The organism is Vulcaniibacterium gelatinicum (assembly GCF_008033445.1).
Classification (GTDB): Bacteria; Pseudomonadota; Gammaproteobacteria; order Xanthomonadales; family Xanthomonadaceae; genus Vulcaniibacterium_B; species Vulcaniibacterium_B gelatinicum.
The window spans coordinates 46367-68109 of the sequence record NZ_VNKO01000017.1 but is presented as its reverse complement, the minus strand read 5'-3'; the positions used below and the strand labels follow the sequence as shown (position 1 = coordinate 68109).

At 71.5% G+C, this 21743-nt stretch carries 20 protein-coding genes and 2 pseudogenes; 3 read left to right on the top strand and 19 right to left on the bottom strand.

Features of this window, described 5'->3' with window-relative positions; genetic code table 11:
* Both FPV26_RS12680 and FPV26_RS10470 read left to right on the top strand, forming a co-directional pair.
* Positions 1-260: pseudogene (locus tag FPV26_RS12680) on the top strand (hypothetical protein); the annotation flags it as partial.
* A 14-nt stretch (positions 261-274) separates the two neighbouring features.
* Positions 275-847, top strand: a complete 573-nt coding sequence (locus tag FPV26_RS10470) for a nucleotide exchange factor GrpE (RefSeq protein ID WP_147653829.1) — start codon at positions 275-277, stop codon at positions 845-847.
* Positions 848-905: 58 nt separating this feature from the next.
* On the opposite strand, the gene FPV26_RS10465 is transcribed toward FPV26_RS10470, so the two are convergent.
* The 11 genes and pseudogenes from FPV26_RS10465 to FPV26_RS10415 form a co-directional block, all read right to left on the bottom strand.
* A complete protein-coding gene (locus FPV26_RS10465) occupies positions 906-1184 on the bottom strand; it encodes a hypothetical protein (RefSeq protein ID WP_147653828.1) in 279 nt (92 codons plus the stop codon).
* A gap of 80 nt (positions 1185-1264) precedes the next feature.
* Positions 1265-1981, bottom strand: coding sequence for a CPBP family intramembrane glutamic endopeptidase (locus tag FPV26_RS10460; protein WP_147653827.1), 717 nt, complete (start codon positions 1979-1981; stop codon positions 1265-1267).
* A 39-nt stretch (positions 1982-2020) separates the two neighbouring features.
* Positions 2021-2749 (bottom strand): hypothetical protein, encoded by a 729-nt coding sequence (locus FPV26_RS10455; protein ID WP_147653826.1) that lies wholly within the window; start codon positions 2747-2749, stop codon positions 2021-2023.
* Positions 2750-3058: 309 nt separating this feature from the next.
* Positions 3059-4291 carry a D-alanyl-D-alanine carboxypeptidase family protein gene (locus FPV26_RS10450; protein WP_147653825.1) on the bottom strand — a complete coding sequence of 411 codons (1233 nt, stop codon included), beginning with the start codon at positions 4289-4291 and terminating at the stop codon, positions 3059-3061.
* A gap of 63 nt (positions 4292-4354) precedes the next feature.
* Positions 4355-5374, bottom strand: coding sequence for a septal ring lytic transglycosylase RlpA family protein (locus FPV26_RS10445; protein WP_147653824.1), 1020 nt, complete (start codon positions 5372-5374; stop codon positions 4355-4357).
* Positions 5371-6564 carry a lytic murein transglycosylase B gene (gene mltB / locus FPV26_RS10440; protein ID WP_147653823.1) on the bottom strand — a complete coding sequence of 398 codons (1194 nt, stop codon included), beginning with the start codon at positions 6562-6564 and terminating at the stop codon, positions 5371-5373. Before mltB ends, FPV26_RS10445 begins: the two co-directional genes overlap by 4 nt.
* 60 nt (positions 6565-6624) lie before the next feature.
* A complete protein-coding gene (gene rodA / locus FPV26_RS10435) occupies positions 6625-7737 on the bottom strand; it encodes a rod shape-determining protein RodA (RefSeq protein WP_147653822.1) in 1113 nt (370 codons plus the stop codon).
* Positions 7738-7882: 145 nt separating this feature from the next.
* A pseudogene (mrdA, locus tag FPV26_RS10430) lies at positions 7883-9734 on the bottom strand (penicillin-binding protein 2); the annotation flags it as partial.
* A gap of 3 nt (positions 9735-9737) precedes the next feature.
* Entirely contained in the window at positions 9738-10223 is a 486-nt protein-coding gene (gene mreD, locus FPV26_RS10425; RefSeq protein ID WP_147653820.1) for a rod shape-determining protein MreD, read from the bottom strand.
* Positions 10220-11215 (bottom strand): rod shape-determining protein MreC, encoded by a 996-nt coding sequence (gene mreC / locus FPV26_RS10420; RefSeq protein WP_147653819.1) that lies wholly within the window; start codon positions 11213-11215, stop codon positions 10220-10222. Before mreC ends, mreD begins: the two co-directional genes overlap by 4 nt.
* Positions 11216-11243: 28 nt before the next feature.
* The gene (locus FPV26_RS10415; protein ID WP_147653818.1) at positions 11244-12290 is read right to left on the bottom strand and encodes a rod shape-determining protein; all 1047 of its coding nucleotides are present in this window, start codon (positions 12288-12290) and stop codon (positions 11244-11246) included.
* Between the two features lie 189 nt (positions 12291-12479).
* On the opposite strand from FPV26_RS10415, the gene FPV26_RS10410 reads away from it, so the two are divergent.
* Positions 12480-13412, top strand: a complete 933-nt coding sequence (locus tag FPV26_RS10410; RefSeq protein ID WP_147653817.1) for a carbohydrate kinase family protein — start codon at positions 12480-12482, stop codon at positions 13410-13412.
* 200 nt (positions 13413-13612) lie between these two features.
* Here FPV26_RS10410 and FPV26_RS10405 read toward each other — a convergent pair whose 3' ends face one another.
* The 8 genes from FPV26_RS10405 to ubiE form a co-directional block, all read right to left on the bottom strand.
* Complete coding sequence (locus FPV26_RS10405) at positions 13613-14080, bottom strand: aminoacyl-tRNA deacylase (protein WP_147653816.1); 468 nt, start codon at positions 14078-14080, stop codon at positions 13613-13615.
* 177 nt (positions 14081-14257) lie between these two features.
* On the bottom strand, positions 14258-14983 hold the full coding sequence (locus FPV26_RS10400; protein ID WP_425473090.1) for a hypothetical protein: 726 nt from the start codon (positions 14981-14983) through the stop codon (positions 14258-14260).
* Between the two features lie 41 nt (positions 14984-15024).
* The gene (locus FPV26_RS10395) at positions 15025-16008 is read right to left on the bottom strand and encodes an alpha/beta fold hydrolase (protein ID WP_147653815.1); all 984 of its coding nucleotides are present in this window, start codon (positions 16006-16008) and stop codon (positions 15025-15027) included.
* Between the two features lie 50 nt (positions 16009-16058).
* On the bottom strand, positions 16059-16430 hold the full coding sequence (locus tag FPV26_RS10390) for a VOC family protein (RefSeq protein ID WP_147653814.1): 372 nt from the start codon (positions 16428-16430) through the stop codon (positions 16059-16061).
* Between the two features lie 132 nt (positions 16431-16562).
* On the bottom strand, positions 16563-18497 hold the full coding sequence (locus FPV26_RS10385) for a M1 family metallopeptidase (RefSeq protein ID WP_147653813.1): 1935 nt from the start codon (positions 18495-18497) through the stop codon (positions 16563-16565).
* Between the two features lie 171 nt (positions 18498-18668).
* Complete coding sequence (locus FPV26_RS10380; RefSeq protein WP_147653812.1) at positions 18669-20174, bottom strand: XVIPCD domain-containing protein; 1506 nt, start codon at positions 20172-20174, stop codon at positions 18669-18671.
* Between the two features lie 18 nt (positions 20175-20192).
* Entirely contained in the window at positions 20193-20732 is a 540-nt protein-coding gene (locus tag FPV26_RS10375; protein WP_147653811.1) for a hypothetical protein, read from the bottom strand.
* A 211-nt stretch (positions 20733-20943) separates the two neighbouring features.
* Positions 20944-21702 (bottom strand): bifunctional demethylmenaquinone methyltransferase/2-methoxy-6-polyprenyl-1,4-benzoquinol methylase UbiE, encoded by a 759-nt coding sequence (gene ubiE / locus FPV26_RS10370; protein ID WP_147653810.1) that lies wholly within the window; start codon positions 21700-21702, stop codon positions 20944-20946.
* Positions 21703-21743: the final 41 nt, after the last annotated feature.

The following is a 21743-nucleotide window of genomic DNA, read 5'->3' as shown; positions in this document are numbered from 1 at the left end:
ATGTGCCCCAGGCCGGCGTGCAGGAACCGCGCGCATTGGCAGACCGCCTGCTGGCCGCGCTCGAGGGTGGCGACGAACGCACGTTCCGCCTCGCGCTCCAGGCCGCGGCACACTCGGACATCGGCCGCAGCCTGCGTGCCGAAGCGATCGCGCTGGTCGAGGCGCACGAACGCGAGGCCCGGGAGGCGACGCTGCCCACGCCACACCCGCCGGTACAGCAGCCCCCGGTGCTGCGCCGTGGCGGCCCGGTGCCGGCATGAGTCGGGAGGCCGCCATGTCGCAGGAGGCGATGACCGCCCTCACGCTGCGTACTGCGGCGCTGATGGAACAGTTCGAACGCCGCTGCGAGCGGATCGAACGGCAGTGCCACGCGCTGGCCGAGCAGCTGCAGCAGGCCACCGCCGCGGTGCCCGAACAGGCCCGGCGATCGGCCGACGCCACCTTGCACACGCTGCCGGACACCGTGCTGCGCCGGCTCGAGGCCGGTCTGCTCCAGGCCGGCCTGGAGCCGCCGGTGGCGGCCTACGAGCAGCGCCTGCAACATGCGGGCGCGCAACTGCAGGCCGGCGCACACGCACTGGCAATGCAGCTGCGGCGGATGGAAACCCTGCACCGGCAACTGCTGTGGAAGTTCGCCGCCACCGTGATCGCCGCGCTGGCGCTGCTGCTCGCCGGCGGCGCGTGGCTGGGGAACCACTACCGCCACGAACTCGCCCGCCAGCGCCTCCAGGCCGACCTGCTGCGCGCCTACAACCAGGCCGACGTCACCCTCTGCGACGGCCGGCTGTGCGCCCGGGTGGAGGATGGCGTGCGCTATGGCGACTACCGGCCGGTGCGGCCGCGGTGAGGGTGCGGCTCAGTCCGCCTCCCACCCCTGCGCACAGGCCCGGCGCCGTCCGCAACGATTACGGGTTGGCCACCAGCATCATGATCGCCGCCGCGGCCAGCGACCCCGCGCCCAGCACCGCGGCCACAAGGCCGATCCGATCCTTTTGCCCGCCACCACCGGTGTCGTCATCACGGGACATGGCGAACGCCAGCAACACGAAGCCCAGGACCGCCAGCAGGTCGGCCAGCCGCTGATGGCGGAAGTAGGCATGCGCGCGCAACCCGGCGAGGGCGATCAGCAGCCAGCCCAGCCGCCCGATGCCCGACTTTCCGGCGTTTTCCCCGTTTTCGATCATGACGGTTCGTCTCCTGTCCCACTCACAGCCCGCACGACGACGGACGCCGGCGGCGCCCGCCGATCCGAATCAATCCACTGTCACCCGTCAAGCCACCAAGGCAGGGTCGGCACCGCGTTCAGGAACGCATGCGTGAGGAAACACGCGAACAGGGAGCGCGTGCGGAACCAGACCCAGGTGAACCCCACACTGCTGATGACGAGCAACAGCATGCGCCACACCTGGAGCACGTGCTCCTGCGGCTGCGCAGGGTCGAACCACAGATGCCCGAACGGAAACACCAGGCAGGAGATGGCCAGGCGCAACCACAGCGACCGTGCCCGCCAGGCGCTGCCGAGCAGCCACGCCCGGAACAGGATTTCTTCGACCAGGGGCGACATGACCAACCTGTCGAGCAGGGCGAACCAGAACCCGCTCTCGTCCGGGCCGGGCTCATCGAAGAACGCGATCGGCAGCAGCTCCAGGCGAACGAACAGCGCTTGGCAGACCAGGCCCACCCAGGCGAGGAGCACTCCGGCCCCCAGGGCCGTGCGCAGCACCATGGCCACGGCCGCACGCGGCTCGCGCTTGCGCTGCACCACGAACCAGTCCGCGCAGACGTAGACCGCGCCCAAGACCGCGGTCACACCGATCACCGCGAACAGATCCCATGCCTGGGCCGCGATCGCGTACCCACGGAATGGCAGCAGCGACCAACCCAGATACACGGCACCGCCTGCGGCGATGCGCAACAAGGTGCTTGCACTGCCCGACATCGGATTCAGGTCTCCGCTGCAGGAAACCAACGCCACCCGCATCGGTGATGCGGGTGGCGCGGACCAGCTCCATGGGTCAGGTCAGAAACTCCAGCCCCAGTACTCCGGCCCCTTGGGGGGCGTGGATTCGGGAGGCGGCGGCACCGCACACTCGGCAGCCCGCCGTGAAGCCAGGGCGGTGCGCACACCGGCGTACACGGTCATCGTTGCACAGGCCAGATGTCCCCCTCTGGTCGTAGCACGCTTGCAAGTGTTCTCCGCCGCATCGAGCGCGAGCCGCGCATCCACCACCTCGGCAAACGCTTCCGCGCATTCGTCCACGGGCGGCGGCTTTGGCCTCTCCTTCGGGGGCCGGCTTGGCGGCTTCTGCTCGAAATGCCAGCCGTCCAACCACCCCGACATCCTGTCACCGCATTGAAGCGCGGCACAGAAGTCACGATAGTTCGTCAGACTCCGCGAGTCCTTGGGACTGGACAAGCCCATGCCCCCGTCCGCCAACGTCACACCGCCCTCGCGAAACACGTAATCGAGTTCGGAGTTGATCCACTCTTTCCGAACCGGGTCTCCGCGGCTCGCATACTCGGCGATCTCGGCAAAGCTGACGCCGAATGAACCACTCTGGGTGCTGATCGACACCTGGTTCGCCGCGGCGTCGATGAAGGCATGCCCGAAACGATCCTGAATTTCACCGAAGCGGTTGACCCCATCGGCATAGATGAACGGCGTTGACAGGCCGGCATCGAAGAGCCCGTCATCCGTGCGTTCACGCTCCTGGGCATGCGCGGTTTGGCACATGCAGGCCAACAACACGCAAACCCCTGCTGCTACTCCGTGTGCTGCACTCACCGAATCCTCCTTGAATTACATCCTTGGCTGTCTAACGAAGGCAAAGCGCATCATCCAGGCGCCCCAACGCTTTGCGCGGGGGATTCTAGCAAGCCTCGCCCCCCCTGCCAGTCCAAGGATCCGATCGGCGAACCGATGCGCAAGCGCCCGTATCACGCCGATCGTTCTCACCCGACACACCGGGACGTGGGGCCGCCGGCGCAGTGCCCGTGCAGGTCCGATGGCGGGCGCCCTGGCGACTACCGCCTGGTGCGGCCGCGGTGAGGGTGCGGCTCAGTCCGCCTCCCACCACATCCAGAACTCGTCCCACAGGCGCTTGAAGAAGCCGCCTTCCTCGACCGCGCGCACCGCGACCAGCGGGCGCTCGGCGATCACCTTGCCGTCGAGACTGACCTTCACCGTGCCGATCTTCTGGCCCTTGGCGATCGGCGCGACCAGGGCCTTGGGCACGTCCATGGTCGGCTTCAGGCGCGGGTACTGGCCGCGCGGGATGGTGACGAGCAGCGGCTCGGCGACGCCCAGTTCGACCTCGTCGGCCGCGCCCTTCCACACCTTCTGCCGCGCGATCGGCTGGTTGGCCGCGTACAGGCGGTGGGTCTCGAAGAAGCGGAAGCCCCAGTTGAGCAGCGCCTGCGAGTCGGCCGCGCGCTGGCTCTCGCTGGTGGAGCCCATCACCACGCTGATCAGGCGCATGTCGCCGCGTCTGGCCGAGGCCATCAGGCAGTAGCCGGCGCTGGCGGTGTGGCCGGTCTTGATCCCGTCCACCGAGGGGTCGCGCCACAGCAGCAGGTTGCGGTTGCGCTGGGTGATCGGGCCGACGGTGAATTCCTTGATCTTGTTGTAACTGTAGGCCTCGGGGAAATCGCGGATCAGGGCGCGCCCGAGCAGGGCCAGGTCGCGCGCGGTGCTGTAGTGGTCCTCGGCCGGCAGGCCGTGCGGATTGACGAAGTGCGAGTTGCGCATGCCGATGCGCTTGGCATAGGCGTTCATCAGCGCGGCGAAGGCCTCCTCGCTGCCGGCGATGTGCTCGGCCAGCGCGATGGCGGCGTCGTTGCCGGACTGCACCACCATGCCCTTCTCCATCTCCACCAGCGGCGCGGTCTTGTTGACCTCGAAGCCGGAGTAGCTGCCCTCGGTGCCGGCACCGCCGGTGCGCCAGGCGTGCTCGCTCATCAGCACCGGATCGGTCGGCTTGATCTTGCCGGCCTGCATCTCGGCGGCGACCACGTAGCTGGTCATCACCTTGGTGATGCTCGCCGGCTCCACCCGCATGTCCACGTTCTCGCCGGCCAGGATGCGGCCGGTGGCGTAGTCCATCAGCAGCCAGGCCTTGCCGGCGATCCGCGGCGGCGGCGGGACCGGCAGGCTGTCGCTGAGCGCGGCCGGCCGGCCCGGCGCGGGCGCGGGGCTCTGGGCGACGGCCAGGCCGACCGCGGCGGTGCACAGGAGGACGAAGGCGGACAGGACGACGCGCGTGCGGCGGAACGGGCAGCGAAAAACGGACATCGGGCAACGGCTCCGGGGGCCGGACACGCGCCCGGCCAGAAAGAAAAGACAAGGAACAGGATTCTAGTCGCGCACGGGGTTCGGCGGACCGAGCCCCAGACCAGCGACCTTGCGGCTGAGTTCCGCGATCAGGGCCGGATCCACCGGCCCCACGCGCAGGCGCCAGACCGGCTGGCCGCCGGCCTGGGCTTCGTGCAGGCGGGCATCGGCGATCCCGGCCAGCTGCAGCATCGCCAGCGCGCGCTCGGCATTGGCGCGGGCGGTGAAGCTGGCCAGCTGCAGGATCACGCCGGCGCCCGTGGACGGCGCGGCGGCGCTCGCGCCCGGAACCGGCGCCGGTGCGGCATGCGCTTGCGGCGCCGGCGACGTCGCCGCGGGATGCGCCGGCGCCGCCGTCGAGGCGTTCCCGGCCGCCGCGACCGCCGTGTCCGCGGCGCGTTCGCCCGGCGTCAGCGCCCGCACCTCGACCCGGCCGACGCCGCGGTGGTGCAGATCGAGCTTCACCGCGGCGGCGTAGCTCAGATCGATGATCCGGTCCGGGTGGAACGGGCCGCGGTCGTTCACCCGCACCACCACCGATTTGCCGTTGTCGAGGTTGGTCACGCGCACGTAGCTCGGCAGCGGCAGGGTCTTGTGCGCGGCGGTGAAGGCGTACATGTCGTACACCTCGAGCGAGGAGGTGCGGCGGCCATGGAACTTCCTGCCGTAGTACGAGGCCAGCCCCTGTTCGACGTAACCGTCCGCGCGCTCCAGCACCTCGTAACACTTGCCGAGCACGCTGTAGCTGCGGTTGCCGTAGCGCGAGCGCGGTTCCTCGCGCACCTCGGGCTCGGGGATGCGGTCCACGTCGGGCAGCTCGTCGGGGGCGCTGTCCTTGACGTGCGGGGCGTACAGGCCGCCGGCGACGTAGTCGCCGCGCTTGGACGGATCCTCCTGCGCCGGCGGATACGGGGAAGCGGGGGGCGCGGGCGGCGCGGCGGGCGGGGCGACCACGGTAGCCGCGGCGGGCGGCGGCGCCTTCTTCGGCGCGCCGGCGCAGGCGGCGAGCAGCGCGCACAGGCCCAGCGCCAGGCCGCGCCTCATGCCCCGCCCTGCCCTGCCGCGACGGCCTCCGCCGCCGGGGAATCCGCGATCTCGCGCGCGAGCTGCCACACCGCGCTGGCGTAGAGGCGGGAGGTGTTGTAGCGGGTGATGGCCTGGAAGTTGCCGAACACCATCCAGTATTCCGGGCCGTCGGCCCCGTCCAGGCGGATCACGGTGGCGCGCGTGTCGGGCGGCAACGCGGCGTCCACCCGGTAGCCACGCGCGGCGAGTTCGGCCACGGTGTGCACGGGTTCGAGCGAGTCGGCGTTGAAGTCCGGCGCCGCGGGGGCGCGCTGCGCGCGCAGCATCACCGGCCCGCCGCGCTGCCAGCCGCCCTTGTGCACGAAGTAGTTGGCGACCGAGGCGAACACGTCGTCGAGGTCGTCGAACAGGTCGCGGCGACCGTCGCCGTCGCCATCCACCGCGTACTGGCGGTAGCTCGAGGGCATGAACTGGCCCCAGCCCATCGCCCCGGCATAGCTGCCGCGCAGCGCGGCCGGATCCAGGCCGGCCTCGCGCGCGAGCGCGAACAGCTGCGCCAGCTCGTCGCGGAAGAAGGCCTGCCGGCGCTGTTCGTACTCGATCCGCGCCGAGTCGCCGCTGCGCGGATAGGCGAAGGCCAGCGTGTACAGCGCATCCAGCACCGGGTAGCTGCCCTTGTTGGCGCCGTAGTTGGTTTCCACGCCGAGGATCGCGACGATCACCTCGGCCGGCACGCCGTACTGCGCCTCGACCCGCGCCAGCGTCTCGCGGTGCGTGGCGAGGAAGGCGCGGCCGGCGCGGATCCGCGCCTCGGTGAGGAAGATCGGCCGGTACTGGTGCCAGGGCTTGGCCTCGGCCGGACGCGCCATCGCATTGACCACGCTCTCGCGCAGGCGCGCGTTCGCCAGTCCGGCGGCGATCCACTGCGGGTCGAGCCCGAAGCGGGCCGCGGTCTCGGCCACGAAGGCGGCGCGGGCGGGCGCGAGTTCGGCCTCGCCCGGCAACGCGGGGGCCGGCGCGGTGGGGGGCGCGGGCGCCGGCGCCACGGGCGCGGCGGCAGGCGGGGGCGGTGCGGCTGCGACCGGCGCCGCCGGCGACGGGACGGCGGCGGGCGTGGGACCAGGAGGCGGGGACTGCGTCGCGCAGGCCGCGAGCAGGGTCGCGACGGCGCACGCCAGCACGCAAAGGGACAGTCGGCGTGTGGTCATCGGCCGGGAGGGTAGCACGCGCCCCGCGGCCTCCCTCAACCGCGCATTCAGCTCCAGCCCTCAGCCCGCCAGCGTCGGCCGGTGCGCACGCACCGCCATCACCACGCCCATCCCGGCCAGCAGCGACACCGCCGAGGTGCCGCCGTAGGACAGCAACGGCATCGGCACGCCCACCACCGGCAGCAGGCCGGCGACCATGCCTCCGTTGACGATCACGTACACGAACAGCGCCAGGCCGAGGGTGCCGGCCAGCAGACGCGAGTAGCCGTCACGCGCGTCGGCGGCGATCCACAGACAGCGCGCCACGATCAGCAGGTACAGCGCCAGCACCGCGGCCACGCCGAGCCAGCCGAACTCCTCGGCCAGCACGGCGAAGATGAAGTCGGTGGTGTGCTCGGGGATGTAGTCCAGGTGCGCCTGCGAGCCCTGCCCCCAGCCCTTTCCGGTCAGGCCGCCGGCGCCGATCGCGATCTTGGACTGGATGATGTTCCAACCGGTGCCGAGCGGATCGGATTCGGGGTCGAGGAAGGTGAGGATGCGGTCCTTCTGGTACGGGCGCAGCAGCCAGAACCAGGCCACCGGCGCGAACGCCGCCACCCCGGCGAAGGCGGCGGCGAACCACCACCACGACAGCCCGGCCAGGAACAGCGCGAACACGCCGCTGGCCGCGACCAGCATCGCGGTGCCGAAGTCCGGCTGCAGCAGAATCAGGCCGACTGGCAGACCGATCAATGCGGCCGCGCCGAGCAGGCTCGGCAGCTGCGGCGGCAGCGGACGCAGGGTGAGCTGCCAGGCCAGCATCATCGGCAGGCTCAGCTTGAGCACCTCCGAGGGCTGGAAATAGAACACGCCGAGATTGATCCAGTGCGCGCCGTGCTTGCCCTCGCCGATCGCCAGCACCAGCAGCAGCGGCACCAGCGAGGCGATGAAGATCGCCGGCGTCCAGTGACGCAGGCGCGTGGCCGGGATGCGCGAGAGCAGCCACAGCGCGCCGAAGCCGACCGCGAAGCGCGCGCCCTGCGCCAGCACCAGGCGCGGGTTGAGGTTGCCGGCGCTGTACAGCACCGCCAGGCCGATGCCCATCAGCGCCAGCAACGCGCCGGTCAGCCACGGGTCGAGGGTGCGCGCGGCGCGCGCGAACAGATCCAGCAGCCAGCGCAGGAGCACGTTCATGGCGTCGGCGAGGGAGGCGGTGGCGGCGCGGCGGCCGGGCCCGGGGCGGACGCGTCGCGCACGGCGGCGGATTCGGCCGTCGGGGGTGCCGCGGGGGACACGGCGCGGCCGGTGCCGGGTGTCGCCGCGGTCGCCGGAGCGGGCGCCGGCTCCGGCATCTTCCCGAGCAGCCAGGCGTCGAAGATCTTGCGTGCGATCGGCGCGGCGGTGCTGGCGCCGTAGCCGCCGCCCTCGACCGCGATCGCGACCGCGATCGTCGGCGCCTCGGCCGGGGCGAAGCCGACGAACAGCGCGCGGTGGCGCAGGTGCATCGGCAGCGAGCGCGGATCCACCGCCCCGGCGCCGCGCCGGCTGACCACCTGCGCGGTGCCGGTCTTGCCGGCGGCGAGGTAGGCACTGCCCTGGAACAGGCGCCAGGCGGTGCCGCCGGGCTGGGTGGTCGCGACCATGCCCTCGCGCACCGCCTGCAGATGTTCCGGATTCGGGCTGATCGGCACCGCGGGGGGCTGCGGCAGCGGCGTCCACGGCGCGTCGAAGCCCTGGCGCGTCTCCCGCACCAGGTGCGGCCGGCGCAGGTGCCCGTCGGCCAGCGCCGCGGTCGCGCGCACCAGCTGCAGCGGCGTCACCTTCCAGTCGCCCTGGCCGATGCTGATGTTGACCGTGTCGCCCGGATACCAGCGCTCGCGCCGGGTGCGCCGCTTGTAGTCGGGCGAGGGCAGGATGCCGCCGCTTTCGCCGGTGAGGTCAATGCCGGTCGGCGCGCCGAAGCCGTAGCGGGTCATGTAGGCGACGAAGCGCTCGATGCCGAGGTCGAGCGCGAGCCGGTAGTAGTAGGTGTTGACCGATTCGGCGATGGACTTGCGCAGGTCGGTCCAGCCGTGGCCGCCGCGGTGCGAGTCGCCCCAGCCGCGGCGGGTGCCGGGCAGGTAGAACATGCCGGTGGACAGCACCTTGTCCTCGGGCCGGCGCACGCCGCTGTCCAGGCCGGCCAGGCCGATCAAGGGCTTCAGGGTCGAGCCCGGAGCGACGCCGCCGAGCACCACGCGGTTGAACTGCGGCCGCGACGGGTTCTCGTTCAACGCCTGGAAATCGCGGCGCGAGATGCCGTTGACGAACAGGTTCGGATCGAAGCTCGGCAGGCTCACCATCGCCAGCACCTCGCCGGTGCGCGGATCCACCGCCACCGCCGAGCCCTCGTACTCGCCGAAGGCCAGCACCATCGCCCGCTGCAGGTCGAGGTCTATGGACAGCTTCAGGTCCGCGCCCGGCTGCGCCGGCACCCGGCCGAGCGTGCGCAGCGCGCGCCCCTCGACGTTGGTCTCGACCCGTTCGTAACCGGCCTTGCCGCGCAGCAGCTGTTCGTAATAGCGCTCCACGCCGGTCTTGCCGGCATGGGTGAAGGCGGCGTCGAGTTCGCCCAGCTCGGCCAGGTCGCGCTCGTCCACCCGGCCGACGTAGCCGATCACGTGCGCGAGCAGCGGCCCGTGCGGATAGCGGCGGTTGAGGTACGGCACCAGCTCGACGCCGGGGAAGCGCCAGCGGTCCACCGCGAAGCGTGCGGCCTCGGCCTCGTCCAGGCGCAGCTTGAGCGTGATCGGGCGGAAGCCGCGGCTGGCCTTGCGCTCGCGTTCGAAGCGGGCGATGTCCTCCGGCGCGAGGGCGACGATGCGGCCGAGTTCGGCCAGCAGGCGCTGCGGATCGCCGGCCTGTTCGGGCACCACGTCGAGCCGGTACGCCGGCACGTTGTCGGCCAGGATCCGGCCCTTGCGGTCCAGGATCAGCCCGCGCGCCGGCACCACCGGGCGCAGCCTGATCCGGTTCTCCTCCGAGCGCGTGGCGTACTCGCTGTGCTGCAGCACCTGCAGGCGGAAGTACCAGCCGGCCAGGCCGGCGAGCGCCAGCACCACGCCGGCGAACGCGACCGCGGCGCGACGCCGGAACAGCAGCGCCTCGGCGGCGGGGTTGCGCAGCGGACGGCGGTGGCGGGACGGCGGCATGGCTCAGGTGCGGCGCCAGCTGCGCAGGCGCAGGCTGTCGAGCAGCAGGAACAGCGGCGGCCACAGCAGCATGCCCAGCGCCGGGGCGAACCAGGACAGCGCCGGCGGCAACGGCTTGCCCAACGCCAGTTGCAGGGCGGCGACGACGATGCGGTCGTTGAGCAGCAGCGCGCCGATGGTGAACGCCTGCTGCGACAACGGGAAGAACCGGACCCGGGCGCGGAAGCGCTGCAGGATGAAGGCGAGGATGGTCAGGCGCAGCGCCTGCTCGCCGAGCAGGGTGCCGAAGGCCAGGTCGGCAAGCAGGCCGACCAGGAACGCCAGGCCCAGGCCGGCGTGGCCCGGCTCCTCCAGCACCCAGTACGCCAGCACCAGCGCCAGCCAGTACGGGCGCAGCGGCACCAGCGCCTCCGGCAGCGGCAGCAGGCCGAGCAGGAGCGCGGCGAACAGGCTCGCCGGCAGGACCCAGAGGGCGCGGTCGCGGCTCATGGCGCGGGCTCCGGGCCGGGCGCGGCGGGGGACGCGGAACGCGCCGCTGCCGGGGGCGCAGCCGGAGCGTCGCCATCCACGGGCGCCGACGCAGCCGGCGTGGCGGGCAGCGTCGGGGCCGGCTCCGCCGGCGGCAATGCGACCAGCGGGCGCTGCGGCGCGCGCCGCAGCAGCAACACCTCGCGGCCACGGTCGAGCCGCGCCGCCGGCCGCACCTCGCCGACCAGGAACGCGCGGCTGTCGTCGGGATGCAGGCCGGTGATGGTGCCGACCGGGAATCCGGCCGGGAACCGCTCGCCGAGCCCCGAGGTGACCAGCACGTCGCCGACCTTCACGTCACTGGAGAGCGGGATGCTCGCCAGCACCAGACGGTCGTTGTGGCCGGTGCCGTAGGCGACCAGGCGCACGCCGTTGCGCAGCACCGCGACCGGAATGGCATGGTCGGGGTCGGTGATCAGCAGCACGGTGGCGTGCAGCGGGGTGACCTCGACCACCTGGCCGACCACGCCGCCGGCATCAATCACCGCCTGCCCGACCCGCACGCCGGCCCGGCTGCCGGCATCGAGCAGCAGCCGCTGGCGGGCCGGGTCGAGATCCACGTCCAGGATCGGCGCCAGCTGCACGTCGAGTCCGCCGCGCTGCACCATGCCAAGCAGCGCGCGCAGGCGCACGTTGTCGGCATAGGCGGTCTGCAGCCGCGCCATCCGCGCCTGGTGCACCAGCAGCTCGCGGCGCAGGGCGCGGTTCTCCTCCAGCAGGCGGTCGCGGGTCGCGGCCGCCTCGCCGAGCCACTCCAGCGCCCGTCCCGGCAGCCCGGCCAGCGCGCGCAGCGGCTGCGCCAGCAGATCGGCCTGGCGCCGCGCCTGCGCCAGCCAGCCGCCGCGGTGGTCGAGCACGATCAGGGTGACGGCGAGCGCCAGGTACGCCAGCAACCGCAGCGTGCCGGCGACGTCACCGGGGCGGTGTGCGGAGGGACCGGCGTAGGCGGGCACAAGCTGGAAGTGGGTGATCAGGAGTTCGTCATTCGGGCGCGAAGAACTCGTTGCCGTGCATGTCCACCAGCTCCAGCGCCCGGCCGCCGCCACGGGCGACGCAGGTCAGCGGGTCGTCGGCGACCTGGACGTGCAGGCCGGTCTCCTCGCTCAGCAGGCGGTCCAGGTCGCGCAGCAGCGCGCCGCCGCCGGTCAGGACGATGCCGCGCTCGGCCACGTCGGCGCACAGCTCCGGCGGGGTCTGCTCCAGCGCCTGCTTGACCGCGGCCACGATCCCGGCCAGCGGCTCGCGCAGCGCCTCGAGCACCTCATTGGAGCTGATGGTGATCATCTTCGGCACGCCCTCGGCCAGGTGCCGGCCGGAGACCTCGATGGTGCGGATCTCCTTCTGCGGGTAGGCGCAGCCGATCTCGAGCTTGATCCGCTCGGCGGTGGCGTCGCCGATCAGCATGCCCTGGGTGCGGCGGACGTAGGCGATGATCGCCTCGTCGAAGCGGTCGCCGCCGATCCGGACCGACTGCGAATAGACGATCCCGTTCAGGGCGATCACCGCCACCTCGGTGGTGCCGCCGCCGATGTCCACCACCATCGAGCCGCGCGCCTCGGTCACCGGCATGCCGGCGCCGATCGCCGCCGCCATCGGCTCCTCGATCAGGTACACCTCGCGCGCGCCGGCCTCCTCGGCCGACTCCTTGATCGCGCGCCGCTCGACCTGGGTCGAGCCGCAGGGCACGCACACCAGCACCCGCGGGCTGGGCCGCAGGAAGCGGCTCTTGTGCACCTTGCGGATGAAGTGCTTGAGCATCTCCTCGGTGTAGGTGAAGTCGGCGATCACCCCGTCCTTCATCGGCCGGATGGTGGTGATGTGGCCGGGGGTGCGGCCGAGCATCTGCTTGGCCTCGGTGCCGACCGCGGCCACCGACTTGGCGCCGCCGACCAGGCGGTCCTGGCGCACCGCGACCACCGAGGGCTCGTTCAGGACGATGCCCTGGCCGCGGACGTAGATGAGGGTGTTGGCGGTGCCGAGGTCAATCGACAGGTCGCTGGAGAAGTAGCGGCCAAGGAACTTGAACATGCGGGGGATGCGCCGGGAAAAGTGGGAAAACGCGGGGGATTGGCTAGCCTAGCAACCGCCCCCACCCCGGGCAAGGAACGGTGTGGGGTTTGGCGCGCGCCGGCGCGGTTCCGGTTGGCCCGGGCCGGACGGGCCGGTACCCTGTGCGCCCCGCGGCCCCGGCCGCCCCGCTCCCGGAAGTCCCTCGCGATGGCTGCGCTGATCTGCGGCTCCCTGGCCTACGACACCATCATGGTGTTCCCGGACCAGTTCAAGAACCACATCCTGCCGGACAAGGTCCACATCCTGAACGTGTCGTTCCTGGTGCCGCGGATGCGACGCGAGTTCGGCGGCTGCGCCGGCAACATCGCCTACAACCTCAAGCTGCTCGGCGGCGAGCCGATCCCGATGGCGACGGTGGGCTCGGACTTCGGCCCGTACCGGGAGTGGTTCACCGAACTCGGGATCCCGCTCGATCACGTGAAGGTGATCGAGGAGCTGTACACGCCGCAGGCGTTCATCACCACCGACCACGACAACAACCAGATCACCGCGTTCCATCCCGGCGCGATGATGCGTTCGTACGAGAACCACGTGCGCGACGTGCCGGGGGTGAGTTTCGGGATCGTCAGTCCGGACAGCCGCGAGGCGATGCTGCAGAACGCGCGCGAGTTCCGCGAGCTCGACATTCCGTTCATCTTCGATCCGGGCCAGGCGATGCCGCTGTTCAGCGGCGCGGAGCTGCGCTCGATGGTCGAGCTGGCCGATTACGTCACGGTCAACGATTACGAGTCGAACCTGCTGCAGCAGCGCACGGGGTGGAGCGAGCGCGAGATCCGCGAGCGGGTGCGCGCCTACATCGTGACCCGCGGGCCGCACGGGGCGTGGATCTACACGCAGGCGCGCACGTACGAGGTGCCGCCGGCGCACGAACGGCGGGTGACCGATCCCACCGGTTGCGGCGATGCGTTCCGGGCGGGGCTGATCTTCGGCATCGAGAAGGGCTACGACTGGATGACGGTGGGCCGCATCGGCAATCTGATGGGCGCGCTCAAGGTCGAGCATCCGGGGACGCAGAACCAGCGCTTCGACTACGACGAGTTCGCCGAACAGTTCAAGCAGCAGTTCGGGTACGCGCTCTGAAGCGGGCGGGATGGCCGGCCCGGATCTGGATTGATTGCGGGAAGTACGGTTGTCCCGCGTTCGGTGCGCGGAACCCCCGGCATACCGGCGCCCCCGCCCGAAGCGACCGACACGCACACAAGCCCACACCGCCCTCCCCCAACGTGGAGGGAGGGCGTCGGTCTTCGACGACGATCACCGGCCCGGTGCCGGCGCGCGGGTCACATCACGTGCGTGACCCAGAGCGTCTTGGGCTCGGCCAGGCGTTCGAACTCGGCATACGGCATGCGCACCACGTCGGTGTGCGAACCGGCGTTGAACGCGATCTCGTGCTGCGAGGCCAGGCGCGAGTCCACGTACACCGGCATGCCGTAGAGATTGCCGAACGGCGGCATCGCCCCGACCTCGCAGTCGGGGAACCGGTCCTGGAACTCGTGCTCGTGCGCGAGCTCGACGTGGCTGCCGCCGAGCGCGGCCGAGAGCCGGTGCAGGTCCACGCGGTAGGCCGCCGGCATCACCAGCATCGCCAGCTCGCCGTCCACCTTGAGCATCACGGTCTTGGCGAACTGCTGGGTGCCGACATGCGCCGCATGCGCGGTGGCCGCGGCGGTGACGGTGCGGTCGTGGGTGAGCGTCTCGTAACGGCCGTGGCGCTCGTCGAGGAAGTGGTACAGGCGCGGGGAAAGCATGGTCGCCTCCACGATCGGCGCCACCGCGCTCCCTTGCCGCGGCGCGCTGTGCGATCCGGCGCGCGCGTCCTGCCGCGCGCCAACCCGGCGCCGCCGCGCACCGCGCGGCCGGTGCCTCGTATCGAGCATACGCCGGCGGTGTGCGCGCCGCGTGACGTTCGTCGGCGCGCGTCGCGTTCACCAGCCCGGCAGCTTGGCCGGATCCAGCCCGCCGACCTCGAACACCGCCGTGCGCGTGCCGCCGGCCTTGACCGGGAACTCGATCGCCAGCGTCTTCGCGCCCTTGGCCAGGCGCCACAGCGCCGCCTCGTCCTCGATGAACATCGCGATCGCCTCGTCGGTGTCCGGGCGCGAGGCCGCCATCCGCCGCGGCGGCTGCCCGTCCGCGCGCACCTGCACCCGGCACCCGCCGTAGCAGTCGAAGTCTCCCGCCTCCAGCACCAGGTAGCTGCTGCGGCCCCATTCGGGATGGTCGCGGAAGATCAGCCGCACCGGGCGCGCGCCGCTGCCGTCGGTGTCCACCGGCGCCTGCGCGTAGATCGCCGCCGACAGCTGGGTGCCATCGCCGACCGGTTCGGCGCCATAGGCCCAGGCCGCGGCCAGGCGGCGCTGTTCGCGCGCGACCTCGGCCTGCACCCGCACCTGCGCCAGCAGCGGCTCGATCCGCGCCGCCGCCGCGCTCCGCGGATGGTCCATCAGCAGCGCCTCGCCGTGGCCGCGCGCCAGCTCCCATTGCTGCGCCGCGCGCGCTTCCTCGAAGCGCTGCGCCATCTCCTCGGCCGCCCGCTCGCGGGCCGCGGCCTCGGCGGCGGCCTGGGCGGCGGCGCGTTCCTTGTTGTCGCAACCGGCCAGCGCGAGCGCCAGCCACAGGCCGGCGACGGCGGTCTGCGCCAGCCGGCGCAGGACGGGGGCGGACGGGAGCGGGAGCATCGCGGGCAGCATCATCAGGGGCGTTCCTGTTCGATCAGTCGGATCACGGCAGCGGCCACGGCCCGCGGGCGTTCCACCAGCGACATGTGCCCGCAGCCGTCGAGCAGCACAGTATCGGCCTGCGGGATGCGCCGCGCATACAGGGCGAGCGCACTCGGATGGATCACCGCGTCCTGGCGGCACCACAGCAGCAGCGCCGGCTGTCGGATCGCGCGCGCGGCCTCGCCGGGGAGCAGCGCCTCGCGGCCGCGGCCGATGCGCTCGAGCACCGCCTGCTCGAAGCCGGCGTCGGCGCGGCGGCGCGCGATCAGGCCGCGCGAGGCCGGCCAGGGCACGGCCGGTTTCGCCGCCGGGTCGTGGAACACGGTGTCGAGATAGCGTTGCAGCGTGGCCGCATCGTGCACCGCGAACGGATTCTCCCCGGCGAGCACCGCGCGGCCGAAGCGGTTCTCGTCGAAGCGCACCCCGGCCGCGGCCAGCAGCCCGACGCGCGCCACCAGCTCCGGCCGGCGCGCGGCGAGCACCGCGGCGATGCCGCCGCCCATCGAGTGCCCGAGCAGCACCACCCGTCGCCCGGGCGCGACCGTCTCGATGAACGCGGCCACCCGCGCGGCCTGCGCGGCGTAACCGTAATCGGCGCCGGCGCGGCGCTCGCTCTCGCCCCAGCCGGGCAGGTCGGGGATGACCAGGCGGTAGCGGCCGCGCAACTGCCGCGCCAGGGGATACCAGTTCTCCTTGCTGCCGGTGTAGCCGTGCAGCATCACCACCACCGGCGCGTCGGCGCGGGCCGCCGCGGCGGTGGCGTAGACCCAGCGGTGCCCGGCCGCGACCGTCTCCGCGCGCGCCAGCCCGGCGGCCAGGCGCTGGCGCGCGAACTCGGCACGGACGATGCGGTAGGGATCGAAGGCGACCACCGCCGCGAGCGCGGCGGCCAGGGCCAGCAGCGCGGCGCACAGCCAGCGCCACCACCGGCGCGAGCGGGCCGGATCGGGATGCATCAGGAGCCTCACCGCGCGGACCAGGGCCCGCGCAGTGTGTCACGCCACGCTCACTGCAGCGAATGCAGCCCGATCAGGTTGCCCTCGGTGTCGTGCACCAGGGCGATGAAGCCGTACTCGCCGATGGACATCTTGTCGCGGAACACCTTGCCGCCGGCGGCCGCGGCGCGCGCGGCCTGCACCGCGCAGTCCTCGCAGGTGAAGTAGACCAGGGTGCTGTTGCCGCCGGAGGGGCAGCCGGCGGCCTTGACCAGCGCGCCGGAGGCGCCGGTGCCCTCCGGGGCCATCGGGAAGGTCCACATCTCCAGCTCCGGGAACGGCAGCTCCTGCAGGGACACGCCGAACACGGCCTCGTAGAAGGCCCGGGCGCGGGCCATGTCCTGGACGTAGATCTCGAACCAGCCGACGGGATTGTGGGTCATGGCGCTGCGCTCCGGAGCACGTGGAGAGGACGGTGGTGGTGTCAACGCGGCGCGGCACCCGGTGCGGCCGGGCGCGGCGCGGAACCGCCGCCGCCGTGTCCGCGCGGGCACGGCGGCAGCGGCGCACGGCGCTTACGGCGTGCCCTGCTTCGCCTTGGCGATCACCGCCTCGACCGAGGCGGTGGTGATCGGGTGGTAGCCCGGGCGCGCCCTGGCGAACACTTCCTCGGCGAACTTCAGGCCCTCCGGGGTCTTCGCCAGCGCGGTGTAGGTCGGCATGATCAGCTTGCGCCGGCCGATCTTCTGCAGGAACGCGGCGATCGCCGGGTTGGCCCGGGTGTAGCCGCTGCGCACCGCGAGCGGATACCAGCGCTGCGCGATCTCGCCGTTCGGCGTGCCGGTGAACCGGTAGGCCGCATCGAGCGCGGCCAGCCGCTCCACCGGCAGCGTCTCCGGCAGCCCCTCGACGAAGTGCACCCACTCCTGCGTGCTCCACTTCGCGGTCACCGCCTTGTCCGGCAGCGCGCCGCCGTCGAGCCAGGCCTTGCGCGCGGCATCCACCGCTTCCAGACGCGGCGAGCTCACCTGCGGCGCCGAGGCCGGCACGCCCGGGCCGTACACCCACTCCTCGATCTCGGCCTCGGTCACCTTGCCCGGATATTTGGCCATCAGCTCGGACTTCAGGTGCGCGAGGAAGGTCTCGGTGGGGATCGAGCGGAACGCGAACTTGTCGAAATAGCCGCGCAGGAACGCGTCGAAGGCCTCGCGACCGAAGCGCTGCTCGAGGAACTGCAGGAACCAGGCGCCCTTGGTGTACACGGTGGCGGTGCTGGTCTCGTCCGGGTCGGCGAGCGTGCCGGGCTTGAGCGCCAGCATCTGCAGCTTCGGGTCGAGCGTGGCGTACTCCTCGCGCAGCTCGTTGCGCTCGATCAGGTTCTCCATGTCGGCGCGCTCGCGGCCGTACAGGTCCTCGATGATCCGGTTCTCGACGTAGCTGGTGAAGCCCTCGTTGAGCCAGGCGTGCTTCGAGTTCGAGAACGTCACCAGGTTGCCCGACCAGCTGTGCGCCAGCTCGTGCGCGATCAGCGCCACCAGCGACTTGTCGCCGACGACCACGGTCGGGGTGATGAACGACAGGCGCGGGTTTTCCATGCCGCCGTAGGGGAACGAGGGCGGCAGCACCAGCATGTCGTAGCGGTCCCAGCGGTACGGGCCGTACAGGCGCTCGGTGGTCCGGATCATCTTCTCGGTGTCGGCGAACTCGGCCACCGCCCGGTCCACCATCGTCGGCTCGGCCCACACGCCGCTGCGCGCGCCGATCGGCTTGAACACCAGGTCGCCGGCGGCGATCGCCAGCAGGTACGAGGGGATCGGCTGCGGCATGCGGAAGCTGTAATCGCCGTCGCGCGCCGCGTTCGGGTCGTTGTCGGCGCTCATCAGCACCATCACGTCCTTCGGCGCGGTCACGTGCGCGCTGTAGGTGAAACGCACGCTCGGCGTGTCCTGCAGCGGCACCCAGGAACGGGCGTGGATCTGCTGCGACTGGCTGAACATGAACGGGGTCTTCTTGCCCTCGGTCATCGCCGGGGTCAGCCACTGCAGGCCCGAGGCCTCGGGCGAGGTGGCGTAGCCCACCCGGATCTTCTGCGGCCGCTGCGGAGCGCGGATGGTGAGCTTGCTGCCGAGGGTCTTGTCCTTCTCGGCGAGCGCGAACTCGAGCGGCTGCCAACTGCCGTCGGCGGCGAGCCCCTCGGCCTTGACGATGCGCAGGTCGCGGGTGTCGAGCACCAGCTCGGTCGCGGTCGGATCCCGCCATTCCAGGGTGTAGATCGCGGTGCCCGAGAGCGTCTTCGCGGCGAAGTCCAGCGCCAGGTCGAGGGCGAGGTCGGTGATGCGGACCTTGTGCGGCTCGGCGTAGGAGTGCTCGTCGCGGTCGGCCTCGGCGGGGGTCGTGGCGGTGGCGGCGGGAGCCGCGGCGGGCGCGGTATCGGCGGGCGGGGCGGCCTCGCGCGCGCAGCCGGCGGCGAGCGCGGCGGACAGGGCGAGCGTCAGGAGCGGATGGCGCATGGGCGGTTCCGGGCGGGAAGGACGATGGAACCGCCGAGTGTAGCGGCCGCGCGCGGGGCACGCGCCGGCCGGGAGTCACGGCCACGTCAGACGCGGTCGCCGGTGTGGACCGCGACGATGCCGGCCGATCCTCTCGGTCAACGGCCGATCGCCGTCGGCGTCGAGCCCGGCTTACATGCGTACGCCCGGCCTGCACCGCGCCGCATCATCGGGCACGGGCACATGCCCTCTCTGCGCCTGCCAAGCCGATGGCTGCGCCTCGGCCGTGGCGGCAAGCTGCCGATAGCGCGCTTCCGCCGGCTGTGCCAAGGCCTCCGCCGTGGGCATCCGCGCGAGATTGGCCGCCGGATCGGCACTGGCGTACGGGCCGGTGCGGGCCAGATGCAGGATCTCGCCGGCCGCGTACCGCTCCGTGGCCCGGTTGCAGGCCAGGTGCAGCTCGTCCCGCGCGGTGAAGCCCATCCGTTTGGCCATGACCAGGGCGCTGGCGGCCAGGCGGTCGCTGTACTCGTCCCAGCCCTTGCCGGCCTGCCGGTCCAGCGCACGCACGTGTACGCGCAGCGTCTCGAGTAGCGCATGGTCCGGATGGCCGGGGTCGGCCGGCGTGCGGGCCGGCATCCCGTCGTGCACCGACGCCGCCTCCGGGAGGTCCGCTTCGACGGGCCAGACGTGCTGGTGCGTCGTCTTCGTATGCTGGAACAGCCGCGCGGCGGGCGGCTGGCTGCCGAGGTCGTAATACGGCAGCGGCTGCGTGTGCCTGCCCAGGTCGATGCCGTTCTCTTCGAGCAACTGCTCGCTCAACCGCAACCGCGCCAGATCCAGCCCCAGCTGCGGCGCGCTCACCCCTGGTCGTGGCGGGTGGTAGTGGCGCTCGATCTGGGCGATGAAGCTCACCGCGCTGCGGGCGTAGTAGTTGGCGTAGTCAGAGTTGCCGAGTGGGCCAAGCTGGGCATCCGAAGCGGCCTTGTCGAAGAAATGGCGTCCCATCGCCTCCACGTTGGCCGGCGTGGGGCTCAGGGTGTGGTCGGCGTCGAGGGTGAAGCCGGATTTGAGGGTGTAGGTGTAATTCGGCCGCGCGCCTTGTCGGGTTATGAAATCCGCCATCCTGCCGGGCTGGGCGTCATAGATGTCTTGCAGGCCAGGTTTTGGATTCGTGCTCCTGACGCGGCTAACGATGGCATTCCAGCCGGCGATCTGCGCGACGGCCTCGTCGCGGCGGTTCTGCGCCAGCCGGGCGGCGAGCGGTGCGGTGTAGTCGCGCGGGGCGGGATCGTGCTTGGCGATCCGGCGCACGGCCTGCGCGAACGCTGCATTCGCCTGCTGCGTGGCGATGCGGTTGAAGCCGTGCTCCAGCTCATGGCCGAGCACGAAGGTGATCTCGCCCGCGTTATGCTTCGCCCGATCACCTTGCGTAGGCCCATACGGCGGCGTGGTCAATCGCTCCAACGGCAGCCGCATGACCCGGTGGACCGGGTCGTACTCGCCGCCGGCATTCGGGTGGGTCAACGGCATGATCGCCTTGAGATGGCCCTGCGCCACGGCAGCGTTGATTCGTTCGATCAGCACCGGTGAGGCATCGATCGCCGCCTGCAGGTTGCCCACATGATCCGGGGTGACGCCGGGCTGCGTGCCGAACGCGGCGACGATGGCCCGCGCGTGCGGGCTGAGCGTAGGCATCGCACGTCTTCCTTGAAATCAGAGAACTCGAATCATCCGAATGCACAGGCGACGCGTCCTCGCCTGCTCGTCCTCGGTCCACTGACCGGGCCAGACCATGATCGTCATGTCATTGATGTCATTCCTGATGCGCTCGAAGGTGTATTCGAGAAGCCGGCCGTGCTCGGCGTAGTACGGCTTCTTCGAGAACCCCATCGCTTCCAGTTCGGACGAGAACCGGTCGAAATCGAACTGGCAGATGTCCGTCATGTCTGGAGATGCGTCCGGATCAACGGCATCGAAGCTGAATTCGAAGAACCTCCGATGCCCATCCATTCCAAAGTTCTGCACCCAGTCGGGAGTGATGCGTTCGCCAAACCCAAAGCCGCCCGAGCCATCCCGCGCGAATTCGACCTCGACACCCATGACCTGGCTCACCCGCTCGGGCGTGAAATCGTTCAAGGTTCGGCTGGTGCGGATCAGCTCCAGCAGGCGGGTCAATGCCTGTTCCGCCGTCAGCCGGGGCCGGATCGGGGCGCCGCCGCCTGCGGCGCTGTCGGACGGGGCAGATGTGGTCATGGCGGGTTCCTCCCTGGAAGGCGATCCGGAAGACGGGGGCGCATGCACGCAGGCGCCCAGCGCGAGCGAAACGAGAAGAAGAGGGAGATTCCGGAAAGGCACGTGCGTCATCCCTGTCGCATGGCGATCCGGGGGATTCTAGGCACCCCGCAAGCGCTTGCGTCAAGGCCGTGGCATCCGGCCCATTGCCACGGTGTGCGCAGGATGCGCCTTACACCTTGTAGCCGGTGTGGACCGCGACGATGCCGGCACTGAGGTTGCGGTAGCCGCAGCGGGCGAAACCGGCCGCCGCCATCATCGCCTTCAGCTCTTCCTGCGGCGGATGCCGGCGGATGCTTTCGGCCAGGTACCGGTAGCTGTCGGCGTCGCCGGCGAACAGCTGCCCCAGGCGCGGCAGCACCTGGAACGAGTGGAAGTCGTACAGCGGCCGGAACCACTCGGCCCGCACTTCCGAGAACTCGAGCACGCGCGCCTGGCCGCCGACCCGCAGCACCCGGTGCATCTCGCGCAGCGCGGCGTCCTTGTCGGTGACGTTGCGCAGGCCGAAGGCGATGGTGACCAGGTCGAAGCTGGCGTCCGGGAACGGCAGCGCCTCGGCGTTGCACTGCACGTACTGCAGGCCACGCACCAGGCCGCGGTCGGTGAGCCGGTCGCGGCCCACGCGCAGCATGTCGCCGTTGATGTCGCCGAGCACGGTCGCGCCGCGCTCGCCCACCCGCGCGTGCAGCAGCGCGGCGATGTCGCCGGTGCCGCCTGCGAGGTCGAGCACGCGGTCGCCCGGCTTGACCTGGCAGGTGGCGACGAAATAGCGCTTCCACACCCGGTGCACGCCGAGCGACATCAGGTCGTTCATCAGGTCGTAGCGGCGCGCGACCGAGCTGAACACCTGCCCGACCAGCCTGCGCTTCTCGCCGGCGGGGACTTCGCGGAAGCCGAAGTGGGTGGTGGCGGTGGGGGGTTGCTCGATCATGGCGGGATTATCGCACCGTGGATGGGAGCCGCCCTCCCGGG